At 70.1% G+C, this 24153-nt stretch carries 11 protein-coding genes; 3 read left to right on the plus strand and 8 right to left on the minus strand.

The window, feature by feature from the left end; genetic code table 11:
• Positions 1-121: 121 nt before the first annotated feature.
• The gene (locus CAL25_RS08725) at positions 122-700 is read left to right on the plus strand and encodes a TetR/AcrR family transcriptional regulator (RefSeq protein WP_249279001.1); all 579 of its coding nucleotides are present in this window, start codon (positions 122-124) and stop codon (positions 698-700) included.
• 386 nt (positions 701-1086) lie between these two features.
• Positions 1087-4128 (plus strand): GAF domain-containing protein, encoded by a 3042-nt coding sequence (locus tag CAL25_RS08730; RefSeq protein ID WP_094799584.1) that lies wholly within the window; start codon positions 1087-1089, stop codon positions 4126-4128.
• 30 nt (positions 4129-4158) lie between these two features.
• Here the strand turns inward: CAL25_RS08730 and treY are convergent, their stop codons facing one another.
• The 8 genes from treY to glgA form a co-directional block, all read right to left on the minus strand.
• The gene (gene treY, locus CAL25_RS08735; RefSeq protein ID WP_094799585.1) at positions 4159-6831 is read right to left on the minus strand and encodes a malto-oligosyltrehalose synthase; all 2673 of its coding nucleotides are present in this window, start codon (positions 6829-6831) and stop codon (positions 4159-4161) included.
• Entirely contained in the window at positions 6828-8948 is a 2121-nt protein-coding gene (gene malQ / locus CAL25_RS08740; protein ID WP_094799586.1) for a 4-alpha-glucanotransferase, read from the minus strand. The genes treY and malQ overlap by 4 nt, the downstream gene beginning before the upstream one ends.
• Positions 8945-10765, minus strand: a complete 1821-nt coding sequence (gene treZ, locus CAL25_RS08745) for a malto-oligosyltrehalose trehalohydrolase (RefSeq protein ID WP_094799587.1) — start codon at positions 10763-10765, stop codon at positions 8945-8947. The genes malQ and treZ overlap by 4 nt, the downstream gene beginning before the upstream one ends.
• Positions 10762-12996 (minus strand): glycogen debranching protein GlgX, encoded by a 2235-nt coding sequence (gene glgX / locus CAL25_RS08750; protein ID WP_094799588.1) that lies wholly within the window; start codon positions 12994-12996, stop codon positions 10762-10764. Before glgX ends, treZ begins: the two co-directional genes overlap by 4 nt.
• A gap of 5 nt (positions 12997-13001) precedes the next feature.
• Entirely contained in the window at positions 13002-15200 is a 2199-nt protein-coding gene (glgB, locus tag CAL25_RS08755) for a 1,4-alpha-glucan branching protein GlgB (protein ID WP_094799589.1), read from the minus strand.
• A complete protein-coding gene (treS, locus tag CAL25_RS08760; RefSeq protein ID WP_094799590.1) occupies positions 15200-18520 on the minus strand; it encodes a maltose alpha-D-glucosyltransferase in 3321 nt (1106 codons plus the stop codon). The genes glgB and treS overlap by 1 nt, the downstream gene beginning before the upstream one ends.
• 14 nt (positions 18521-18534) lie before the next feature.
• On the minus strand, positions 18535-21645 hold the full coding sequence (locus CAL25_RS08765; RefSeq protein ID WP_249279002.1) for an alpha-1,4-glucan--maltose-1-phosphate maltosyltransferase: 3111 nt from the start codon (positions 21643-21645) through the stop codon (positions 18535-18537).
• 66 nt (positions 21646-21711) lie between these two features.
• Positions 21712-23280 carry a glycogen synthase GlgA gene (gene glgA / locus CAL25_RS08770; RefSeq protein ID WP_094799592.1) on the minus strand — a complete coding sequence of 523 codons (1569 nt, stop codon included), beginning with the start codon at positions 23278-23280 and terminating at the stop codon, positions 21712-21714.
• 167 nt (positions 23281-23447) lie between these two features.
• Here glgA and CAL25_RS08775 point away from each other — a divergent pair, with 167 nt between their 5' ends.
• The gene (locus tag CAL25_RS08775) at positions 23448-23813 is read left to right on the plus strand and encodes a hypothetical protein (protein ID WP_094799593.1); all 366 of its coding nucleotides are present in this window, start codon (positions 23448-23450) and stop codon (positions 23811-23813) included.
• Positions 23814-24153 lie beyond the last annotated feature (340 nt).

Below are 24153 nucleotides of genomic sequence, written 5' to 3' on the forward strand. Positions count from 1 at the left end.
TCAATGGGGGATCACTGTAAATGCCGGCCGCTCGCCGCCCCTCATGGACACTCGCCACGCCCCCGCCTCGACACCGTCCGGCCACTCGCCGGTTCGTCGCCGGCTCCCGCCCGCCCTGCGCATGCACCAGATCCTGGATGCGGCGCTGGTGCAGTTCGCCGAAGGCGGCTATGCCGAGACGCGCATGGACGACATCGCCCGCCGCGCGGGCCTGTCCAAAGGAGGGCTGTACGCGCATTTCCGCAGCAAAGAGCGCGTGTTCGAAGCGCTGCTCGAACGCGGCCTGGCGCCGCTGCCGCTGGATGTGGCCGCGCTGGTAGATTTCGCGCCGGATCTGCGCACCCTGATCGAGCGCTTCCTGGCCCAGGTCTATGAGTGGATCGGGCAGCCCGACCGGATTCGCGTTCTGCGGCTGCTGCTGACCGAAAGCCAGCGTGTGCCCGAACTGGTGCAGCGCTGGCGTGAAGAAGCGGTGGCGCAACATCTGCGCGCCGTCACCGACATGCTGCGGCGCGCGCGCGAGCGTGGCTTGTGCGGCGATACGGTGCTGATCGAACAACCCTGGCTCGCGCTCTCGCCGCTGGTCCACGGCATCGTGCTCACGCTGACCGAGCCGCCCGGCAGCACGGCCGGCTGGATCGAGCGCCGCGACGCCCATGTCCGGCTGCTGTGCGAGGTGCTGGGCGCCACCGCGCGCTGAGCGTCGCTGCGGGCACGCTCTGCCCGGAGCGCGTGGTCCCTGACCCGCGCAGGCGCCCCCCCAACGGCGTCATCTCGCGCCCGCTATTGAGGCGCCGGCGCGCCGCCGCGCAACGCGGCGGCGAGGGTGCGCCGTGCCCGCCCGCGCGGGGGCGGCTGCCCCACTCGGTTACCATGCGGAGTCCGGTCACTGTTTCTCCGCCCTATGTCCCGCTCCCTCAGAGCGACCGCCGGTCGCTATTCCCGCATGGCACATCGTTTGCTGGCGCCCGTGGGCCGGGCAGGACTTGGCGCATGCCGTCATCCGCAATACAGTCGGCATAGGATACGAAGCACCGTTTTGGGGAGGCCGATGGGCAGAATGGTTGCAGGCGCGGGAGGGCGAGCATGCTGAGCAAGGGCGACCAGGTCAGCAATCCATGGACCGATACCCTGGCGCGTCTCGAAGACGAGCGCGTCATGCTGCAACGCATTGCCGCGGGCGTGCCGCTCGCGGATGTGCTGGCGCATGTGCTGCATGCGGTCGAGGCGCAGTCCAGTGTTCCGTTGCGCACGGCGATTTCGTTTCTGGACGACACCGGCGAGCACCTGATCGATGTCGTGGGGCCGAGCCTGCCGCAGGCCTATCTCGACACCATCGAGCAGGCGCCGATCGGGCCGACCGTGGCGTCGTGGGGCGCGGCCGCGTATTTCTGTGCGCCGGTCTATGTCGATGACATCGCTCAGCATCCCAACTGGACGGCCTGGCGCGACGAGGCGCTGGCCCATGGCCTGCGCGCCTGCTGGTCCACGCCGATCCGTGCGACCGACGGCCGCGTGCTCGGCGTCTTCTCGAATTACTACCTGACGCCGCACACGCCCTCCGCGCAGGACATCGACGCGATCGCGCTGGTGACGCGCACCGCGGCCCTGGTGATCGAACGCTACATGAGCGATCGCGCGCTGCGCCGCAGCAGCGAGCGGTGGCGCGGCATCTTCGAACGCATGCAGGAAGGCTTCTTCCTGAGCGAGGCGATCCGCGACCGCAATGGCCAGATCACCGACTTCCGCTTTCTCGAGGTGAATCCGGCGCTCGAACGCCAGAGCGGCCTGCGCGCGGGCGACACGCTGGGACGCACGCTGCGCGAGATGTTTCCGCGCGTGCCCGACCAGATCATGCAGACCTTCATCAACGTGGTGGAGACGGGCGAACCAGCGCAGTTCGAGATCGCCGTGCCCGGCCCGCGCGAAGGCTGGTACGAGGCGCGCGCCCGGCGCGAAGGGCACGATCAGCTCACCGCGCTGTTTCTCGACGTCTCCGCGCGCAAGGCGGCCGAGGCCGAGCTTTGGGAAGGGCAGCACCGCAAGAGTTTCCTGCTGACGCTGGGCGACACCCTGCGCAACCAGCAAGGCCAGCACGAGATCGAAACGACGGCCTGCGAGGCCCTCGGCCGCCACCTGGGGCTGGGCGTGTCGGCCGTGGTCGATGTCGAGGCCGACGACCGCGTGACGCTCTCGACCTGCTGGTTCGCCCACGGTGAAGACGAGCTCGAGCCGGATGCGTTGGCCAATCAGCTGAGCAGCGAATTCCGCGAAGCCGTGCGCAGCGGCAAGACCGCGTATCTCGCGCCGTTTCTCACCACCGCCACGGGCACCGCGCATCCGAGCGCGCTCGCGGTGCCGATGCGCCGGTGGGGCCGCATGGGCGGCGCGCTGTATGTGCGGCCCAGCGCCGGCGGACGCATCAAGGGCAACGACATCGCGTTCATCGAAGAAGTGGCCGAACGCGTCTGCGACGCCATCGAGCGCGCGGGCTATTCCAAGATGCTCGAGCAGCGCGTGGAATTCGCGATCGCCGAACGCGATCGCATCTGGCGCCTGTCGCCCGAGCTGCTGGCCGTCGTCAACGCCGAGGGCCGCTTCATCAGCGTGAATCCGGCCGTCCGATCGATTCTGGGCTGGAGCCCGGATCAGTTTCTGTCGATGCCGCTGGCCGAGCTGGTGCACGCCGAAGACCTCGCCGACACGCTGGCCGCGTTCAGTCCGCCGCAACCGGGTCAGCTGGGCGCGCGCCACCTCGAAAGCCGGCTGCTCAATCGCAACGGCAGCTATAGCTGGATCACCTGGAGCATGGCCCAGACCCAGGGCATGCTGTACCTGGCGGGCCGCGACGATACCGAAATGAAGGCGCAGGCCGAGGCGCTGGCCCAGACGGCCGACGCCCTGCGCCAATCGCAGAAGATGGAGGCGGTGGGCCGCCTCACGGGCGGCATCGCCCACGATTTCAACAACATGCTGCAGGGGATCTCCGGCGCGCTCTACCTGATCCGTCGCAAGCTGGCGTCGGGCAAGGTCGACGAGGTCGAACGCTTCATCAACACGGCCATGGAGTCGACCGAGCGCGCCGCGCGGCTCACGCAGCGGCTGCTGACATTCTCGCGCCGCCAGCCCATCGATCCCAAACCGCTGTCGCCGGCCCGGGTGTTGACCTCGATGGAGGATTTGTTCCGCCGCTACATCGGCGAGCACGTCGCGCTGGTGCTGGACTTCGCCGACGATCTGGCGGGCGTTCGTTGCGATGGCAACCAACTCGAAAACGCGCTGCTCAATCTAGTGATCAACGGCCGTGACGCGATGCCCGATGGCGGCACGCTGCGCATTCGCGCCGAGAATCGCCGTCTCGAGCCGGTCGTGACGCGGCAGTTTCCCGAACTGGTGCCGGGCGAGTATGTCGCGCTGTCGGTCATCGATACCGGCGTCGGCATGCCGCCCGACGTGGTCGCGCAGGCCTTCGATCCGTTCTTCACCACCAAGCCGCTGGGCGAGGGCACGGGCCTCGGCCTGTCGATGATCTATGGCTTCGCGCAGCAGGCCGGCGGCGTGGCCACGATCCAGAGCGCGCCAGGCCGCGGCACGACGGTCACCATCTTCCTGCCGCGTTACGACGGTGTCGTGACGGAAGTGCCGCCCGATGTCTTCGACGCGAGCGTGGGCCCGGTCGGCGATCCGCATGCCGTGGTGGCGCTGGTGGAAGACGATGCCGGCGTGCGCGAGATGGTGCGCGCCAGCCTCGAGCAGCTGCAGGTGCGCGTGATCACGGCGGCGGATGGCGAAGCGGGCCGCAACATGGTGTGCAACGCGCCGCGCGTCGATGTGCTGCTGACCGACGTCGGACTGCCGGGCCTGAACGGGCGTCAGCTGGCCGACGCGGCGCGCATCACCCATCCGCACGTGAAGATCATCCTCATGACCGGCTACGCCGAGAATGCGGCGCGCGGCAAGGGCTTTCTCGATGAGGGCATGGAGCTCATCGTGAAGCCGTTCCACATGGAAGAGCTGACGCAGCGCGTGAGTCGCGTGCTGCGTCAGCAGCAGATGCGCCAGCTCACGGGCCCGGACGGGGCGGCCGGGGCCGTGGCGCCCGAACCGCCCGCCTCCGACGTGGCCTGAACCCGCAGGGAGCCGGGCGCGTGTCCGCGCTCAGGCGCCGTGTAGCAGGGCCACGGGCAGCCGGCCCCACAGATCGGCCAGCGTCAGCTGATCCTGGCCGTCGTGCGCCGCGATCCGCGCCGCTGCGGCGTCTCCCGACAGCGCATCGGTCCAGCTCAAGCCGGCCAGGTCCGCGGGCAGACCGATACGCGTATCGGCCAGCCCCTGCTTCGTTGCGGCGTCGTCGGGCGCGGCCAGGCGCGTGGCGCAGCCCCGCGGCACCGCCACCAGCATCCAGCGGCCGCCGTGCGCGCGCAGGAACGCGATGACGTGGTCCGCGCCGGGGCCGGTCGCCGTCAGGGGCGTGTAGTCGCCCTGCGCGTACAGGGCGGGCCAGTCCTGCCGGCTCGCGAGCGCCGCGCGAATCACGCGCTGCTTCACGCTGCCGTCTTCCCAGTCGCCCGCGGCCGGTGCGGCGCCGGCTTGCGCCGGACGTGCCAGCAGCGCCGCGCGTGCGTCGAAATCGACCGGGCGCCGGTTGTCGGGGTCGACCAGGCTGTAGTCCCAGAGGTCGGTGCCCTGGTATAGATCGGGCACGCCCGGCGTGGTCAGGCGCAGCAAGGTCTGCGCCAGGCTATTGATGCGGCCGGCGGGCGTGAGTCGGGCGGACAGCGCCGCGGCGCGTTGCATCAGCGGGGCGAGCGGGGCGCCCGGTGCCAGCGCCTCGAGCAACGCGGTGCACGCGGCCTCGTAGTCGGCGTCCGGATCGGTCCAGCTCGTGCGCTCCTTCGCTTCGCGCAGCGACTTCATCCACCATTGCTCCAGCCGCTCGCGCCAGGCCTGCACGCCTTCGGCGTCGTCGGGACTCAGGCCGTCGGGCCATGCGCCCACGAGCGTCTGCGCGAGCTGGTAGCGGTCGGCGGGATGGACGCGCGTCGCGGCGCCGGCATCGGCGACCCAGTCGTGCGCCCATCGCACCCAGTGCTCGGGGTCTTCGGTGAGTACGGCGAGACGCGCGCGCACGTCTTCGCCGCGCTTGTGATCATGCGTGGCGGTGGCGAGCATCGCCTGCGGATGATGGCTCACGCGCGTGGTACACGCCTCATGGAAGTCGGCCACGGACAGCGCGAAGTGGGTCGGCTCCGAGCCCACTTCATTGCGCGAGAGCAGCGGCGCGTAGCGGTAGAACAGCGTGTCTTCGAGCGACTTCGCGGCCAGCGGCGGGGTCAGTTGCTCGAAGCGTTGCACGGCCTGGGCGCGCAGGCGCGCCTGCGTCTCGGCCTGCGCGCGCTGCCCGTTGGTGGCCTTGCTGGCGGGGGCGCCGCCCGAGAGCCACTGGTCGATCTGCCTGAGCAAGTCCTGTTGCGCGGGGTCGCCCGCCGACTCGGCCAGCGCCGCCTGCAGGGCCACATCGCAGGCTTGCTGATCCGACGGGCTGCGGCCGTGCTCGCCGGCATAGCTGCGGTAGCGCGGAAAGTGGCGCAACAGCAGATACAGCGCGCGGCCGATCGCGGCCTCGGTCCAGTCGCGCGTGGCGCGATCGCTGCGGGCGATCTCGGCCAGCAGGCGCGTGAGGGTGCGCCGTTCGGCGACGAAATGCCGGCGCAGCATGCGGTCGCGCGCGGCCAGCCACTGTTCCTCTACGGGGCGGTCGTCGTGGGCGAGCTCCTGCCACAGCGCCTCGAACGGTGCCTGCGCGTCGGGCAGGTGGAGGACGGCCGACACCTGATCCATGAAGTCGTATCCGGTCGTGCCCTGCACCTGCCAGCTCGCGGGCAGCGGCTCGCCGGCGGCAAGAATCTTTTCGACGACGATATAGGGCTCGACGCTCAGACCCTGGGCCTGCCGATGGGCGCCGGCATCGCGCAGCGCGGTACGCAGGCGGCGCGCATACGCGCCCGGCTGGGCCAGGCCGTCGATGTGGTCGACGCGCACGCCATCGATGAGGCCGGCGCCGTACAGGCGCAGCACGAGCGCATGCACGGCATCGAAGACCTCTTCCTCCTCGACGCGCACGCCCACGAGTTCACTGATCTCGAAGAAGCGGCGCCAGTTGATCTGGTCGGGCGCGCAACGCCACCACGCCAGGCGGTAATGCTGGGCTTCGAGCAGCTCGTGCAGACGGGCGCGGCCGGCCGCGTCGTCGGGCGCATGGGCGGCCAGCGTGGCGTCGGGCAGGGCGTCCGCCGCGAAGGAGCCCTCTGCCACCGGCAGATGCGTGCCGCCCGCGGCGACGGCGTACCGCGCGGCGCTGGTGTCGAAGACCAGCCGCAGGTCGCCGCTCTCGAGCGCCTGCCCGTAGGGCTGGCCCAGGATGGGCAGCAGGACCTTGCCGCGCAGCGCGGGGTCCTGCGCATGCCAATCGATATCGAACCAGCGTGCGTGAACGCTCGCGGCGCCATTGGCCAGCACATCCCACCACCAGGCATTGCTGGGATGCGCCGCCATGTGGTTGGGCACGATGTCGATGATGAGGCCGAGCCCGTGCGTGCGGGCCGTTTCGGCGAGTCGCCGCAGGGCCGAGATGCCGCCCAGATGCGGACTCACGACGGTGTGATCGACCACGTCGTAGCCGTGCGTCGATCCCTCGCGCGCCTGCGTGATCGGAGAGAGGTACAGGTGGCTCACACCCAGTGCCGCGTAATACGGAACCTGGTCGCGAGCCTGATCGAGGGTGAAGCCTGCATGCAGCTGCAGGCGGGCGGTGGCGCGCGGGGAACTCATTGTGGCTCGCTTTCGGTAGAGGTGGGTCCGGGTCGTGCAGCGCGCAGCAGGGCTGCGCGGCGTTGCACGGCCGCTTGGTCGAAGGGCGCGGCGAGCCGCGCGGGCAGGCGGCGCCGCCAATTGGGATGGCCGCTGACGGTGCCCGGCAGATTGGGCTGTTCGGTCGCGGCGCAGAGGTCTTCCAGCGTCGCGATCATCAGCGGGGCGGGCGTGGCGGCCACGTGGTCGAGCACGCGCGCCAGCGGGGCGGCGACGGGCGCGGGCCGGCGCGAGGCCGGCGCCAGCGTCTGCCACAGCGCTTCGCGATCCGCCGCGCGGGCTTCGCGCATACTCGCCTCGGTTTCGTCGGGGCCGAGCAGGTTCAGCTGCACGCGCCAGTCGATGTCGCGTTCGCGCCACCAGCCGCGCACGGTGGGAAGATCGTGCGTCGTGGTCAGCGCGAGCTTGCGGTCGGACCATTCGCGCGCGGGCAGGAAGGGCGCCGGGCCGTCCTGGGCGGCGCCCCGTTCGAACCAGAGCACGCTCATGCCGGCCACGCCGGCCGCCTCCAGCGCTTCGCCCATGCCTTCGGGCACGGTGCCCAGGTCCTCGCCGATGGCCACGGCTTCATGCCGCCATGCCTCGAGCGCCACCAGCCGCAGCATATCCGCCAGCGGATAGCGCAGGTAAACGCCCTCGGCGGGCACGTTGCCCGGCACCAGCCACAGGCGTGCGAGGCCGAGGATGTGATCGATGCGCACGCCGCCCGCCGGCTTGAGGCTGGCGCGCAGCAGGTCGATGAAGGGCTGATACCCCTGCGCGCGCAGCGCGGTCGGCGAGTAGGCCGACAGGCCCCAGGCCTGGCCGAGCGGGTTGTAGATGTCGGGAGGCGCCCCGATCGAGAGCTGCGCCAGGAAGTCGCCGGGCCGGCTCCAGGTCTGGCTGCCGCGCGGATCCGCGCCCACGGCCAGGTCGGTGATGAGCCCGACGCGCATGCCCGCGCGGCGCGCCGCCAGCTGCGTCTCGCTCAGGCTGGCGGAGGTGAGCCACTGCGCGAAGCAATGAAAATCGACGTCGTCCTCGTGACGCAGCGCATAGGCCGCCACGGCGCTGGAGCGGGCGTCGCGCAGCGGCTCCGCCCAGTGTTGCCAGTGCGCCTCGGCCACGCTGCCCACGGCGGTGGTGTGCTCGGCGTGCAGCGACTCGAACACCGCGTGGTCGCGCAAGGCCTGGCCGCCGGCCGTTCGAAAGCCGGCATAGCGCCGCTTGAGAACGGCGGGCGCGCGGGCAAAGTCGCGATGCAGCTGACGCAGCAGCGCGAAGCGCACGCGCGCGGCGCGCGGCCAGTCGATCTCGCTGCGGGCATCGATCTGCGCCGCGAGCGCGCGCTCGGACGCGGGCAGGGCCTGCCACGCGCGTTCCACCATGGCGCTGCCGAGCACGGCCGCGGCATCGGCATAAAGCGGATTGAAAAAGAGTCGGCTCGACGGCGAATAAGGGCTGTCGTGCGCGGGATGCGCGGCGTAGAGCGCATGGACGGGACTGATGGCGACGGCCTGGGCGCCTTGCGCGGCGGCCGCGACGGCCAGTTCGCGCAGCGCGGCGAAGTCGCCGTGGCCGGCGCGGCTGGAGGGGCGCGCCGGATCGCCGCAACGCAGACCGTAGACCTGTGCGGCCACGCCCCAGGAGCGCGCCGGCAGCGAGGTCGGCGTGGCGGGCGCCACGGCCAGTCGCACGCTGTGCGAGCCAATGACCAACTGATGGTAGCCCGGGCGCTGCGGCGCCACGATGCAGGGCCGGCCCTGCGTGTCCAGCTGCAGCACGCCCTGCGCGACCGAGCCGTTGTCGAGCTGGATCTCGTAGGGCCCGCTAGCCGCACCCGGCAGACCGGCGATCGGGCACGCGGCGCCCGCGTCGGTGACCAGCAGCGCGGGCGGGGCCTCCTGCTGCGCGCGCAGGTCGGCGAGGCTCTCGCGCGCCTGCTCCAGGCTGGCCGCGGGGAAGCCGAGTGCGTCCAGCACGGTGCGCAGGGTGTCCGGGCCCACCTGCTGGCCGCGGCCCTGGGCATCGGTCCAGTGCCGCGCCAGCCCGGCGGCCTCGGCCAGTTCGCTCAGGAGGGGATCGGCGCGATGCGTCATGCGGCCTCGTCGGGAGCGGTCAGGAGCGCGATGGTGCAGGCGGGCGCCAGCACGCCATCGCTCAAGGCGTCGAGCGCGCCATCACGGCTCTCGAAGCGCGTTCCGGTGTCGATGCCGGCGAGCTGTTGACGCAGCCCGGCGGGCAGCACGGCTTCGGCCTCGCCCAGGTTGGCCAGCAACAGCAGCGTGCTGCCGTCACCGAGCCGCCAGCTGGCGTACACGGCGGCGGGGCCCAGCGGCTGAGCATCGACGGCGCGGGCACCCACCAGGCGCGGCGTGACCCACTCGGCACGTCGCTGCAGCAGCAAGGTGTAATAGTCGATCCACGCGGTCGCGCGCACGTCCGGGATGGCTTCGCCGGGCGCCGGCAGCAGTTCGGGCTGGCTCGCGATGAAGGTCGACGCCGCATTGGGATCCGGCAGGGTGGCGCTGTCGTGATCGCGCAGGAAGCTCGCGAACTCGCGTTGACGGCCCTCGCGCACGGCCTCGGCCAGCGCGGGATCGGGATGGCTGGTGAAGTACTGGAACGGCACCTGCGAACCGGTTTCCTCGCCCATGAACAGCAGCGGGATCTGCGGCGCGAGCAGTTGCAGCGCGACCGCCGCGCGCAGTCGTTCCGGGTCGTCGACCAGCGCCTGCAGGCGGTCGCCGAGTGCGCGGTTGCCCGTCTGATCATGATTCTGCAGGAACAGCACGAACGCCGTGGGCGGCAGTGCGCCGCTGGGCTCGCCGCGCGGCACGCCGCCGCGGTGCGCCGACGGCTGGCCCTGGTAGACGAACCCTTCGCGCAGGCAGCGCGCCAGCAGCGTGGCCGGTTCCTCGTTGTAGTCGCCGTAGTAGCCGGCGGACTCGCCGGTCAACAGGCGATGCAGCACGTGGTGGCCGTCGTCGTTCCATTGCGCGTCGTACGCGTTCTGCAGCAGATGGGCGCGGTTGTCGTCGTTCTCCAGCACCAGATGCAGATGGCGGCCATCGCCGATCTCGGCACGCAAGGTGGCGGCGAGCTCCACGAGCCATTCGTCGCTGGCGATGGCGTGCACGGCGTCCAGCCGCAGGCCATCGAAGCGATATTCCTTGAGCCAGTGCAGCGCGCTCTCGGCGAAGAACTGCCGCACCGCGGTCTGGCTGAAATCGATGGCGGAGCCCCACGGCGTGGAGGCATCGGCCGTGAAGAACGGACCCGCATACAACGGGAGATAGTTGCCGTCGGGCCCGAAGTGGTTGTAGACCACATCCAGCATCACCGACACGCCCAGGCCATGGGCGGTGTCGATCAGCGCCTTCAGTTCGTCGGGCGTGCCATAGGCCGTGTCCGGCGCGTAGGGCAACACGCCGTCGTAGCCCCAATTGCGCGGGCCGGGGAAGTCGGCGATCGGCATCAGCTCGAGCACGGTGATACCCAGCGCGGCCAGCGCGGGCAGCCGCGCGGCAAGACCGGCGTAGCCGCCGGCCAGGCCGGGATGGGCTTCGTAGATGACGGACTCGTGCCAGGGGCGGCCACGCCATTCGGTGTGTTGCCAGGCATAGCTGTCGGGCGCGACGACGACGCTGGGGTCGTGCACATCGCCGTCCTGCAGGCGCGACGCGGGATCCGGTACCACCGTGTCGTCGTCGATGCGGTAACGGTAGCGGGCGCCCGGCCCGCAATCGACCACGGTCTCGGCGTAGCCGTCGGCGTCAGGCACCAGCGGAATCGGCGCGCGGCCGTCGATCTCGAGGGCCAGGCCAGGCGGGGCGCTGGGCGCCCACAGGCGGAAGCGGGTGCGTCCGTCGGGGAGCACCCAGGCGCCAAAGGCGGGGAAACGAGCCTGAATCATGGGGACACCTGTGCTTCGGGTTGCGCGGCGGGCTGATCGGCGCCGCCATCGTCCGGGCGCGGTTCGCCCGGCGCGTCGGGCTCGGGCGATCCGGCCTCCTGTTCCTTTGCGGGGGCGGCGTCGCTCGCCGCCGGCACCCGCACGCACAGCACGCGCAGCGCGTGCGCGCCGACCGCAATGGTGGCTTCGCCATGCGGGCCGGGCGCGGCATCGGGCGCGGCGCTGTCCAGGGCGCTTTCCCACGCCAGTTGCGGCTGGGGCAGCGTGACCTCGGCATCGTCGTCACCGGCGTTCATGATGAGCAGCGTCACGTCGACGGAGCCGTCTTCGCAGCGGAAGGCGCGCCGCAGTTGCAGCACGCGGTCCTCGGCGTTCTCCCAGGCCGGCTGGTTCATGTGCTGGCCACCGGCATCGAACCAGGTGACGGCGTTCACGCCGGGATGCAGTTCCTCGTCGGCGTTGCCGAAGCGCGCGGCGCGCAGGCTCGGGTGCTCGCGGCGCAGCGCCGCCACGCGGCCGACGTAGGCCGTCAGCGACCGGCCCTCGGGCGAGGCGGCCTGGTTCCAGTCCAGCCACGAGAGCGGGTTGTCCTGGCAATAGGCGTTGTTGTTGCCGTCCTGGCTGTTGCCGAACTCATCGCCCGCCAGCAGCATGGGCGTGCCGTCGGCCAGCAACACGCTCGACAGCAAGGCACGCTGCACGCGGGCGCGCGTGGCCAGCACGTCGGCGTTGTCGGTCGGGCCTTCTTCGCCCCAGTTGCGGCTGTAGTTCTCGCTGTGACCGTCGCGCCCTTCCTCGCCATTGGCTTCGTTGTGGCGCTCGTTGTAGCTCACGATGTCCGCGGTCGTGAAGCCATCGTGGGCGGCCACGAAGTTCACGCTGGCCCAGGGCCGGCGGTGGCGCCGGTCGAAGACGTCGCGCGAGCCGACCAGCCGTGCCGCGAGATCGCCGCGCTGGCCGGGGTCGCCGCGCCAGTAACGCCGCACGCCATCGCGGAAGCGGTCGTTCCATTCGGCGAAGCGGGGCGGGTGGTTGCCGAGCTGGTAGCCGTCGGGGCCGATGTCCCAGGGTTCGGAAATCAGTTTCACGCCGTTCAGCACGGGATCCTGCAGCACCGCGTCGAAGAAGCCCGAGCCCGGGTCGAAGCCCGTGCCTTCGCGGCCGAGCGTCGAGCCCAGGTCGAAGCGGAACCCGTCGACCTGGTACGACTGCACCCAGTGGCGCAGCGAGTCGGTGATCATCTGCAGCACGCGCGGGTGCGACACGTTGACCGTGTTGCCGACGCCCGTGTCGTTGATGTAGTAGCGCTCTTCGCCGGGCATCAGGCGGTAATAGCTGGCGTTGTCCAGACCGCGCCACGACAGGGTCGGGCCGAGTTCGCTGCCTTCGCAGGTGTGGTTGTAGACCACGTCGAGAATGACTTCGATGCCGGCCGCGTGCAGCCGGCGGATCGCCTGGCGCAGTTCGTTCGGGCCCTGCTGCGGCACGTAGGCGGGCTCCGGCGCGAAGAACGCCAGCGTGCTGTAGCCCCAGTAGTTGCGCAGCCCGCGTTCGGTCAGGAAACGTTCCTGCAGGAAGGCGTGGACCGGCAGCAGCTCGATCGCGGTCGCGCCGATGCGATGCAGGTGATCGATGAAGCGGGGATCGCCCAGGGCGGTGGCGGTGCCGCGCATGGGCTGGCGCAGATCGTCGCGCTGCATCGACACGCCGCGCACATGCGCCTCGTACACCACGGTGTCGTTCCAGTTGGTGCGCGGCGGGCGCGTATCGCCCCAGTTGAAGACGCCGTCTTCGGTCACGACGGCCTTGGGCATGGCCGGCGCGCTGTCGCGGCGGTCCATGCTCAGGTCGGCGCGCGCGTGGTTCAGGCGATAGCCGAACAGCGCGTCGGACCACTGCAAGGGCGCCGACAACTGGCGCGCGTAAGGGTCGAGCAGCAGCTTGTGCGGGTTGAAGCGGTGACCGTTGCGCGGATCGTAGGGACCATAAGCGCGATAACCATAAAGCAGGCCGGGCTGGGCGTCGGGCAGGTAGCCGTGCCAGACCTCGTCGGTGCACTCGGGCAGGGTGAAGCGCTTGAGCTCCTTGCGTCCGCGTGCATCGAAAATGCAAAGCTCGATGCGGGTGGCGTTGGCCGAGAAAACCGCGAAATTCACGCCCAGGCCGTCGCTGGTGGCGCCGAGCGGGTAGGGACGGCCTGGCAGCAGGCGGGGCAGACCGAGATAATCCATGGGAGTCATTCCTTGAACGACAGGTAGATCGTGGAGAGGCCGGGGAGGGTGAGGGAAAGCGATTGCGAATGACCATGGGCCGGCGTCTCGGCGGTCTGCGCGGCGCCGCCGTTGCCTTCACCATGGCCGCCATAGACACTGGCGTCGGTGTTCAGGCATTCGGTCCAGCGGCCGGCGCGAGGCACGCCGATGCGATACTCGCGGCGCGTGACCGGCGTGAGGTTGCTCACCGCGAGCACCCAGTCCTGCCCGTCGGTGCGCAGCATGGCGAGCACGCTGTTGTCGGCGTCGTCGCCGATGGCCCACGCGAAGCCCGAGGGCTCGCAGTCGCGCGCCGAGAGCGCGGGCAGGTCGCGGTAGAGACGGTTGAGGTCGCCCACCAGACGCTGCACGCCGCGATGCCGCGCCTGGTCGAGCAGGTGCCACGGCAGCGGTGCATCGTGGTTCCACTCCTCGAACTGCGCCAGCTCGCCGCCCATGAACAGCAGCTTCTTGCCGGGATGGGCCCACATGTAGCCGAAGTACGCGCGCAGATTGGCCAGCCGGGTCTCGTCGTCGCCCGGCATCTTGCGCACGAGCGAGCCCTTGCCGTGAACCACTTCATCGTGCGAGAGCGGCAGGACGAAGTGCTCGGAGTAGGCGTAGACCATGCCGAAGGTCATGTCGTGGTGATGGTGCTTGCGATGCACCGGGTCGTGCGCCATGTAGCGCAGCGTGTCGTGCATCCAGCCCATGTTCCACTTGTAATGGAAGCCCAGGCCGCCCTGCGCGACCGGTGCCGTCACGCCAGGCCACGCGGTGGACTCCTCGGCCACCGAGATGGCGCCGGGGCAGTGCTCGCGCAGCGTCTCGTTCAGGCTCTGCAGGAAGGCCACGGACTCGAGATTCTCGCGGCCACCGTGCACGTTGGGAATCCACTCTCCGGCCTTGCGGCTGTAATCGCGATACAGCATCGAGGCGACCGCGTCGACGCGCAGGCCGTCGATGTGAAACTGCTGCAGCCAGTGCATGGCGCTGGCGATCATGAAGGCCCGCACTTCGGTGCGGCCCAGGTTGTAGACCAGCGTGTGCCAATCGGGGTGATAGCCTTCGCGCGGATCTTCGTATTCGTACAGCGCCGTGCCGTCGAAGCGGCCCAGGCCATGGGCGTCGTCGGGGAAGTGCGCCGGCACCCAGTCGAGGATCACGCCGATGCCCGCGGCATGGCAGCGGTCGACGAAGCGCGCGAACTCGGCGGGCGTGCCGTAGCGCGCGCTCGGCGCGAACATCGAGAGCGGCTGGTAGCCCCAGGAGCCACCGAACGGATGCTCCATGATCGGCATGAGCTCGATGTGGGTGAAGCCCAGCGATTGCACGTAGTCGGGCAGCCGGTCCGCGAGGCGGGCCCACACGCTGTCTCCGTCGGTCGTGCCGGGCGCGGGCAACCACGACGTGGGTTGCAGCTCGTAGATCGAAATGGGCGCCTGCGGCGATTGCGCCGCGGCGCGCCGGTCCATCCAGGCCTGGTCCGACCAGGCGTAGGTGGCGGGCTCGGCCACCACCGACGCGGTGGCGGGCGGCAGCTCGGTCTGGCGCGCGCAGGGGTCGGCCTTCATCAGCGTCTGGCCCGCGCGGGTGGTGATGGCGAACTTGTAGCGTTCGCCCGGCCCGATGGCGGGGACGAAAATTTCCCAGACGCCGGCGGCATGGCGCAGCCGCATGGCATGCCGGCGCGTGTCCCAGCCGTTGAAGTCGCCCACGACCGCGACGCGGTCTGCATTGGGCGCCCACACCGCGAATCGCACGCCGTCGATCTCGTGCACCGTCATGGGCGTGGCGCCGAGCACCTGGCCCGCATGCCACCACGAGCCCTGCGCCAGGCCATGCACGGTGTCGTCGTCGAGCAGCGGCCCGAAGGCATACGGGTCGGCGGTTTCGATCTCGGTCTGCTGGCCGGCGCTGCCCGGCCAGACGATGGCGAGCCGGTACGAGCCGGGCTCGCCCGCGCGCGCGAAGTCGACCGGCGCGCTGAACACGCCGGCCGTGGTTTCTTCGAGCGCGACGCGTTCGCCGTCCGGGGAGAGCGCCGTGACCGAGACGGCGCCGGGCAGCAGCGCGCGCACCTCGCCGGCGTGCGGGCCCAGCACCGCATAGGGATCGGCGTGACGGCCCGCGACCAGCGCGGCGAGGTCCGTGTCGGAGACGGGGGTACGGCGGGAAGACATCACTCGGGGTCCTTGTCGAGGGCGGCGTCGATCAGGCAGGCGCGCGCCTGTTCGGCCAGTGCGTGCAGGGGGATGGAGATCCAGTCGGGGCGATGCGCCGCCTCGTAGCAGATCTCGTAGGCGGCCTTTTCCAGCTGGGCGAGCAACAGCAGCGGCTCCGACACGGTCTGGCCGCCCGTCGCGTAACCCGCGAGGAAGGCCTGCGCCGCGCGTGCCCGCACCCGGCCCAGCAGATGGTCACGTTGTTCTTGCGGTTGGCCGGCGGCGGTGGCCGGCGGCGTGTTGGCGTCCAGCGGCACCGCGCCCGCGGCTTCATCGCGCTGCAGCGTGGCGGTGGCGTAATCGAACGAACGCAGCATGCCGGCCACGTCCTTCATGGGGCTGGCGAGCGCGCGGCGCTGCTCCAGCCCCTGGATGGGTTCACCCTCGAAGTCGATCAGGTAGGCGTCGGTCTGCGCCACGAGGATCTGGCCCAGGTGCAGGTCGCCGTGCACGCGAGACAGCGTGGTGCCGGTCAGGTGGCCCGCGAGGCGCTCGATCAGCGCGACCAGCCGGTCACGGTGCTCGGCCAGCCAGGCCGCGCACGCGCGGGAGCCGGGCTCGAGTCGGGCCTGCGTGGCCGTGAGCGCCGCCAGCGCCGCGTCGAGTTGTGCCACGACGCGCGCGGCAGCAGCCTCGCCGTCCTCGTCGCTCGCCGTCTGCGGCGCGAACGCTGCGTCGTCGCTGGGCTGCGCCAGCAGCGCGTGCAGCTCGGCCAGACGCTGGCCCATGGTGCCGACCATGACCTCGAAGCCCTCGAGATTGGCTTCGAATTCTTCGACGGACGTGCCGGTCAGCAGGGCGCCGTCCAGATGGCGCTTGACGGTATCGAGCGTCCAGCGCCAGGCGTCGCCTTCGTTCACGACGTATTCATGCATCACGCCCAGCGTGCGGCGCTCGCCCTGCGCGTCGATGCGCACCATTTCGCCCAGCAGGGCCGGCGTGTGGCGATACCCGCCGCGCGTGAGGTAGCGGCTCATCTCGACTTCGGGCGAGGCGCCGGGCGCGACGGTACGCATCAGCTTGAACACGGCGTGCTCGCCGATGACGACGGAAGTATTGGATTGCTCGGCCGACAGCCAGCGCAGCTCGATCTCGGCCGCGTCGATCTCCGGCAGGCCGGCCTCGGCCTCGAAGCTGACCTCGCCGTCGGGCGCGCCGTCGGCATCGATGCTGGGCAGGCGGGTCTGTTGCGCGAACTGCGACACCAGCGCACGGACGAACTCGGGCAACAGCATCGCGTCGGTCATCGTGCCGACCTCGGCGACGCGGCGGGCGCGGGCGATCGCGTAGGGCACGGAGGCATCCGCGAAGCACAGCGCGAGCGGCGCCTGCATGCGTGTGGGCGCCGCGCCGGTATCGAGCTCGGTGAGATAGCACTCGAGTTCGCTGGAGGCCACCGGCAGCGCCGTGATGCTGACCACCTGGGCGCGCGACGGCGCGCCGTCCGCGGGGTACCAGCGCTGACGTGCCAGATAGGCGGGCAGCACCTCGCGTTCGAGCAGCGGCTGCGAGGTGTCGGTAAACGCCAGGCCGCCGCGGCGCTTGCCGCGCAGGACCAGCGTGAGTTGATCGGGCATCGCTTCCGGCATGCTGGCGTGCCATCCCGGCGGCGCCACATCGGCGCTCAGGTCGAGCCAGTAGAAGCCGTAGGGCGGCAGGGTCAGCAGGTAGGGCAGTTCGCCGATGCCGGGGAAGGGCGTCTTGCCCAGCATCTCGACCGGCACCCGGCCGTTGTAGTCCTGCAGATGCAGCTCCACCGGTTGCGCCGCGGACGAAAGATTGGCCACGCACAGAATGGTGGTGTCCTGCCAGGTGCGCAGATACGCCAGCACCTTGCGGTTGCCCGGATACAGAAAGCGCAGCGAGCCGCGGCCGAAGGCCTGCGTCTGGCGGCGCTGCGCCAGCAGGCGGCGGGTCCAGTTCAGCAGCGAATGCGGATCACGCTGCTGCGCCTCGACGTTGATGGCTTCGTAGCCGTAGAGCGGGCCCATGATGACCGGCAGCGGCAGGCGCTCCGGATCGGCGCGCGAAAAGCCGCCGTTGCGGTCGGGCGACCATTGCATCGGCGTGCGCACGCCATCGCGGTCGCCGAGATGGACGTTGTCGCCCATGCCGAGCTCGTCGCCGTAGTACAGCACCGGCGTGCCGGGCATCGAGAACAGCAGGCTGTTCATCAGCTCCACCCGGCGGCGGTCACGCTCCAGCAGCGGCGCCAGGCGCCGGCGGATGCCGAGGTTGATGCGGGCACGCGGCTCGGCCGCATATACGCTCCAGAGATAGTCGCGCTCGCGGCTGGTCACCATTTCGAGCGTGAGCTCGTCGTGGTTGCGCAGGAAGATCGCCCACTGGCAGGTCTCGGGGATGTCCGGCGTCTGGCGGATGATGTCGGTGATGGGCAGGCGGTCTTCCTGCGCGATGGCCATGTACATGCGCGGCATCAGCGGGAAGTGGAACGACATATGGCACTCGTCGCCCTTGCCGAAGTATTCCTGCGCGTCTTCGGGCCACTGGTTGGCCTCGGCAAGCAGCATGCGGCCGGGATACTCCGCGTCGATCACGGCACGGATCTGGCGCAGCACATCATGGGTTTCCGGCAGGTTTTCGTTGTTGGTGCCTTCGCGCTCGACCAGATAAGGCACCGCGTCCAGACGCAGACCATCGACGCCCATGTCGAGCCAGTGCCGCATGACGGACAGCACTTCCCGCAGCACCTGCGGGTTGTCGTAGTTCAGGTCGGGCTGATGCGAATAGAAGCGGTGCCAGAAGTAGGCGCCCGCGACCGGGTCCCAGGTCCAGTTCGACTTTTCGGTGTCGACAAAGATGATGCGGGTGCCGGCATACGCCTTGTCGTCATCCGACCAGACATAGAAATTGCGGGCGGCCGAGCCCGGCTTGGCGCGGCGCGCGCGCTGGAACCACGGGTGCTGATCGGAGGTGTGGTTCACCACCAGCTCGGTGATCACACGCAGCCCCCGGGCGTGCGCGGCGCGGATGAGGCGGCGCACGTCGGCGACGTTGCCGTAATCCTGATGCACCCCGCGGTAATCCGCGATGTCGTAACCATCGTCGCGGCGCGGCGACGGGTAGAACGGCAACAGCCACAGCGTGTTCACGCCCAGGTCGGCGATGTAGTCCAGCTTGGACAACAGGCCGGCAAAATCGCCCACGCCGTCATTGTTGGCGTCGAAGAACGACTTCACGTGCAATTGATAGATGATGGCGTCCTTGTACCAGAGACCATCGTCCTGCTGAGCGGTGTTCGCGCCGGGTGTATCCATGTCTGCTGCCTTCGTTAGTCCTGCGCCGAGAGGCGCCAGATGCCGTAGGGTTGGGTGGGGTCCAGCCGCAGGGTGACCCGCGGTCCGGTCCAGCGCTGCCGCGCGTCCTCGATCTGATCGTGCGCCGCCAGCGAGCCGTGCTCGGGCAGCCCGAACAGATCCAGCGGCAGCGCGATGCTGGCCTGCTGGGCCTGTGACGGATCGAGGTTGATGGCGACGAGCACCACGTTGCCGCGCCGGGGCGTGTGCCGGCAGAACGCCAGCACCTGCCCGTTGTCGCAGGGCAGCGAGACGTAGCCGGTGTGGCTCTGCAATGCGGCGTTGGCACGGCGGATTTCATTGAGCCGCGTGATCTCGCGGCGGATGTGGCCGGGCGCATCCCAATCGCGCCAGCGCAGCTCGTATTTCTCGGAGTCGAGATACTCTTCCTTGCCGGGCAGGGGCGCGCTCTCGCAGATCTCGAAGCCGCTGTACATGCCCCACAGCCCCGACCCCGTGCAGGCCAGCGCCGCGCGGATCAGGAATCCAGGACGACCCGAGGTCTGCAGGAAGTAGGGATTGATGTCCGGCGTGTTCACGAAGAAGTGCGGCCGGAAATACTGCGCGGCAGGGGTATTGGAGAGCTCGTCGAAATACGCGTCGAGTTCGGTGCGGTGGTTGCGCCAGGTGAAGTAGGTATAGGACTGCGTGAATCCGACCTTGGCCAGGCGGCGCATCATCTTGGGCCGCGTGAACGCTTCCGACAGAAAGATCGCGTCGGGCGCCTGTGCGTGCACTTCGGCGATCAGCCACTCCCAGAACGGCAGCGGCTTGGTATGCGGGTTGTCGACACGGAAGGTCCGCACGCCTTGCTCGACCCAGAACAGCACCACGTCGCGCAGCGCGCGCCACAGCGCCATGCGGCGCGCCTGGCGGGCACCGCCATAGAAGTTCACGTTGACGATGTCTTCGTACTTCTTGGGCGGATTCTCGGCGTGGCGCATCGAGCCATCGGCACGCCAGGAGAACCAGTCGGGGTGGTCGCGCAGCCAGGGATGATCGGGCGAGCACTGAATCGCGAAATCCAGCGCGAGCTCCAGATCGTGCGCGGCCGCGGCTTTTACCAGCGCGAGGAAATCCTCGAGGGTGCCGAGCGCGGGTTCGATGGCATCGTGTCCGCCGGCCTCGCTGCCGATGGCATACGGACTGCCGACATCGTCGGGACCGGCGCGCAGGCTGTTATTGCGGCCTTTGCGGTTGCGCGTGCCGATGGGATGAATGGGCGGGAAGTACAGCACGTCGAAGCCCATGGCCCGCACCGCCGGCAGGCGCTCGATCACGTCGCGCAAGGTGCCGTGCTGGCCCGGCTCGCTGCCCTGCGAACGCGGGAACAGCTCGTACCAGTTGGCGTGCCGCGCCGCGGCGCGATCCACCCACAGCGGCCACGGCCCGGCGCTCGCCGGAAACGCGCGCGTCTGCACCGCGGCCATGGCCTCGCTCAGCTCGGCGCTCAGCAAGGCATCTATGCCCGCCGCGTCCAGCCACTGGTCGCTCTGCGCCATCGCATCGCGCGGCTGGGCCGGCATGGCGGCGAAACGCGCCAGCGTTGCCTTCAACACCGGATACTCGGCGGCCTCGGGCCGCGTCGCCGCGGCGCGCAGCAGCGCGAGTCCTTCGATCACTTCGAGCGCGACCGGCACGCCGGCGCGATGCTTGGCGGACAGCTCATGCGTATACGTGCCCCAGCCGTCGCGCCAGGCCTGCACGACGAACTCGTGGGCGCCGATGCGTTCCGGACGGAATACGGCGCGCCAGCGATCGTTCGTGCCAGCCACCAGCGGCACGCGTTGCCACTGCGCGTCGTCCACGGCGCGCCAGAGCACTTCGGCGGCCAGCACGTCATGGCCGTCCATGAAGATGTCGGCTTCCACCGCCACGGCATCATGCACCACGCACTTGGCCGCGTAGCGCCCGTTCTCGACGGAAGGGGTGACGGTCTCGATGACAATCCGCGGCGCGTCCGACGTGGCCCGGGGCGCGCCCGGCACGGGGGTGCCGACGGGGGGTAGGGGATCGAGCCGGAGCCTGACGCAGTCGCCGGGCGCGACCGCTTCTTCGCGCCAGCTTTTTTGAGACGTGCCGACGCGGCCGATGCGGCCCGGCGAGACGATGCCCGTCAGCAGATCCAGGTCGGGCAGCGCGGGCGCGTCGTCGCGCGGGTTGATGGCCAACAGGTCGAGACCGCGCGAGAGCAGCGTGGCGCGGCCGTCGACACCGACGGCCAGGCGCAGCGGCGCGCGCGAACGGGGCTCGCTGGCCCACTGGTTCACTTCTTTTAGCAAGGTGGCGGGCGCCGTGGCCGATTGGGGGTAGATCCAGGCGTCGCCGGCATACGCGGCCGTCCACAGCGCGCGGCGCCAGCGGGCGTCGCCCGTGTCTGGCGTCGCGCCGCCTGCGTGCGGGGGCACGGCCGGCAGGTAGGCGATGGGCGCCAGCGCGCTCAGGCGCGCATGTTCCTCGGCGAGCCAGTCGGTGCGGTAGTTCCACCACGGCAGCGAGCCGTGCACCAGATCGAATCCCGCGCCGTGCAGGCGGTCGAGCTGGCCCGGCGTCAGGCCGGCGCCCTGCGCCTGCAGCACCACCGTCGTGCGCTTCTCGCGCAAGGCGGTGAAAAGTTGACGCCAGTCGTCGGCCGCGACGCGTTCGGGGCGCTGAAAGCGCAGGCCGTCGACGCCGGCGTCCAGCCACGCCGCAAGGCGGTCGCGCCAGTCCGTCATCGCGGCGTCCGTCATGCGGGCACCGGCCAACAGCGCCACGTCGCGGGCCTCGCCGGGCAGGCGGGGATCGCGCGCGCTCTGTTCACCCGACTGCACATAGGCCTCGGGAAGCGCCTTGGCATACGGGCCGCGCAGACTGGCGCGCGTGAGGTCCAGATCGAGCCAGAGCGCCAGCTTCTGCGCGCGGCATGCCTCGACCCACTTGCCTATCGTGGCGGCGGTGCTGCCGCCGTCCGGCATGCGATCGGGGTCCAGCCACGCGCCGTTGAGCGCATCGCGGCTGCCGGGTGCGGCAATCAGAATCGCGTTGAAGCCCAGGGCGCGCCACTCGCCGAGCAGTCGCTCGTCAAGGAGGGGACCGTCGGCCAATACAACGCGCCAGGAGCCGGCGGGCTCCTGGCGGGGACGTTGAGCAGGGCGCGCCATCGCGCCTCCTTACAGCGCGGCAGGCGCGGGGGGCGGCGTGCCAGGTTGGGCGGGACGCTGCACGGTGTACGGCCAGGCCGACACGCGGCGAGCGCGTTGAGGTTGGGCCGACGCGCCCGTGGTGCTGGTCAGGCTGTCGAACAATTGCAGGTAGGGCTGCACGGCGCTGTCCCAGCCGAAATCGGCGGTCATGGCGTTGCGTTGCATGGCCTGCCAGATCGGTTCCTGGCGGCGCAGGTGCAGCGCGCGGCCGATGGCCGACAGCATGTCTTCGTCGCCTTCGCCGTCGAACAGCAGGCCGTTGGCCGTGCGCATCGCGGCGATCGGCGCGCGGGGACCCGGATCATGGATGGTGTCGGCCATGCCGCCCACGCGCGATCCGATCGGCAGCGTGCCGTAGCGCATTGCGTACAGCGGCGTGAGGCCGAAGGGCTCGAAACGGCTGCCATGCAGCAGGATGTCGGCGCCGGCGTGCAGGTGGTGGGCCGTGGCCTCGTCGTAGCCGATGCGCACCGCGCAACGGTCGGGCCAGGCGCGGGCCATGTCACGCATCGCCTCTTCGAGATGGCGTTCGCCCTGGCCCAGAATGAAGACTTGCACGTCGTCGTGAGCCTGCAGAATGCGCGGCAGGACGCGGGCTGCCACATCGGCCATCTTCTGGCCGGTGAGACGGCTACCCATCGCGATCAGCGTGGCGTCGGGCTTGACCGGCAGACCCAGCTCCTGTTGCAGCGCGGCCTTGCAATGCGCCTTGTTGCGGGCATCGCGCGCGCTGTAGCGATAGACGCCGAGGTGGCGGTCGTTGGCCGGATTCCACAGCGTGTCGTCGATACCGTTGGCGATCGGCACCAGATCAGCCACGCGCTGGCGCAGCAGGCCTTCGAGACCGCAGCCGAAAGCGGGGGTCAGGATTTCACGGGAGTAGGTGTGGCTCACGGTGGTGATCACATCGGCGTAGCGCAGGCCCGCCTTCATGAAATTGAGCTTGCCCCAGGCCTCGATGCCCTGTTCGCCCAGCATGTCGGCGGGGATCGCGAGCACATTGGCCAGTTCCGTCGGGAACTGCCCCTGGAACGCCAGGTTGTGAATCGTGAGCACGCTCTTGGTGGTGCAGCCGCGGGCGCGCATCAGCGCCGGGACCAGCGCCGCGTGCCAGTCGTGCGCATGAACGACGTCGGGGCGCGGCACGCCGGGCTGACCCTGGGCAATGCGGGCGGCGGCGTGCGCCAGCGCGGCGAAACGCAGCGCGTTATCGGGGTAGTCGCCTTTTTCGTCGGCGTAGAGGCCCGAGCGATCGTAGAGGTCATCATTCTCGAGCAGCAGCACGTTGAAGCCGCCTTGCGAGCAAGAGCCGCCGATCAGGCGGGCCGGGCCACCGGGCAGGCCACGCAGTTCGGCCACTTCGCGCACACGCGAAAGCTGGTCACGCGTGCCGCGATAGGCGGGCATCAGGACGGTAACGTGCGCTCCGCCCGCATCGAGGGCGCGCGCCATACCGGTCACCGCATCCCCCAGTCCGCCGCTCTTGGCCAACGGGTAAGCCTCGGACGCCACAATGAGAATTCTGCTGGTTGCCATGCTTGCTCCTGTGTGGGCGGGGCAGGTCTGCGATATGCGACCCGTCTTCCCCTGGCAATACGCCATGTAGCAAGGGCCGTGCCCGGGACGCGGCAGTGCAGCAAAAATGCCCGCGGGCACGCGCCTTGCGACGGGATGGGCTCAGTTCAACCACCAGGAGTCACCCCATGAAAGCCAGAGCCCCGCTGTGCGCCCTCGTCCTGATGGGTGCGGTACTTTCGCCGCTCGGCGCCGCCCAGGCGCAGAACAGCTACCCGGCCACGCCGTCGGTGTCGCCCAATGACGGCACCGCCACGCCGCCGAACCGTCCGGTGCCGGAAGGCCAGACGCCGGCCGCCCCCGTTCCGGGTACGCCGCAAGGCACGAACCCGCCCAACCTGGACAAGTCGAAGTCCATGGACGGCAATGCCCGCGAAACGCGCAAGAACGATCTGCCCAACGCCCCGCGCGAAGCGAACGACAACGTTCCGCGTACGCCGAGCCAGGGTGCCGCGCCTCCCCCGGGATACCCCAACACCGGCGGCTCGCGCTGATCTTCTGACATCGGTAAAAAAGTTGCCCGCGCAACCTTTTGGTTGCGCGGGCAATTTTCTTTTGGGGCCTGCGCCGCCGTTGGCCGAGCCGTGGGCTCAAGGCCGGCAGGGCCCACGTGGCCGCCGCGATCGGACAAAAGAACTGCCCTCACGCTGCGCCTTCGGCTTGCTGCCCCCCAAGCGCGCGTTTTTGTCTCGGGACGGCCCGGCGACAAAAAAGGCCCCCACGCTGCGCCTTCGGCTTGCTGCCCCCCGAGGGGGCGCTTTTTGTCTTGGGGCGGCCCGGCGACAAAAAAGGCCCCCACGCTGCGCCTTCGGCTTGCTGCCCCCCGAGGGGGCG

Origin of the sequence: Bordetella genomosp. 5 (assembly GCF_002261315.1) — a bacterium.
Lineage (GTDB): Bacteria > Pseudomonadota > Gammaproteobacteria > Burkholderiales > Burkholderiaceae_B > Bordetella.

Coding starts and splice junctions, on each gene's coding strand:
- CAL25_RS08725 (WP_249279001.1), top strand. CDS start 122: ATGCACCAGATCCTGGATGCGGCGCTGGTGCAGTTCGCCGAAGGCGGC.
- CAL25_RS08730 (WP_094799584.1), top strand. CDS start 1,087: ATGCTGAGCAAGGGCGACCAGGTCAGCAATCCATGGACCGATACCCTG.
- treY (WP_094799585.1), bottom strand. CDS start 6,831: ATGAGTTCCCCGCGCGCCACCGCCCGCCTGCAGCTGCATGCAGGCTTC.
- malQ (WP_094799586.1), bottom strand. CDS start 8,948: ATGACGCATCGCGCCGATCCCCTCCTGAGCGAACTGGCCGAGGCCGCC.
- treZ (WP_094799587.1), bottom strand. CDS start 10,765: ATGATTCAGGCTCGTTTCCCCGCCTTTGGCGCCTGGGTGCTCCCCGAC.
- glgX (WP_094799588.1), bottom strand. CDS start 12,996: ATGGATTATCTCGGTCTGCCCCGCCTGCTGCCAGGCCGTCCCTACCCG.
- glgB (WP_094799589.1), bottom strand. CDS start 15,200: ATGTCTTCCCGCCGTACCCCCGTCTCCGACACGGACCTCGCCGCGCTG.
- treS (WP_094799590.1), bottom strand. CDS start 18,520: ATGGATACACCCGGCGCGAACACCGCTCAGCAGGACGATGGTCTCTGG.
- glgA (WP_094799592.1), bottom strand. CDS start 23,280: ATGGCAACCAGCAGAATTCTCATTGTGGCGTCCGAGGCTTACCCGTTG.
- CAL25_RS08775 (WP_094799593.1), top strand. CDS start 23,448: ATGAAAGCCAGAGCCCCGCTGTGCGCCCTCGTCCTGATGGGTGCGGTA.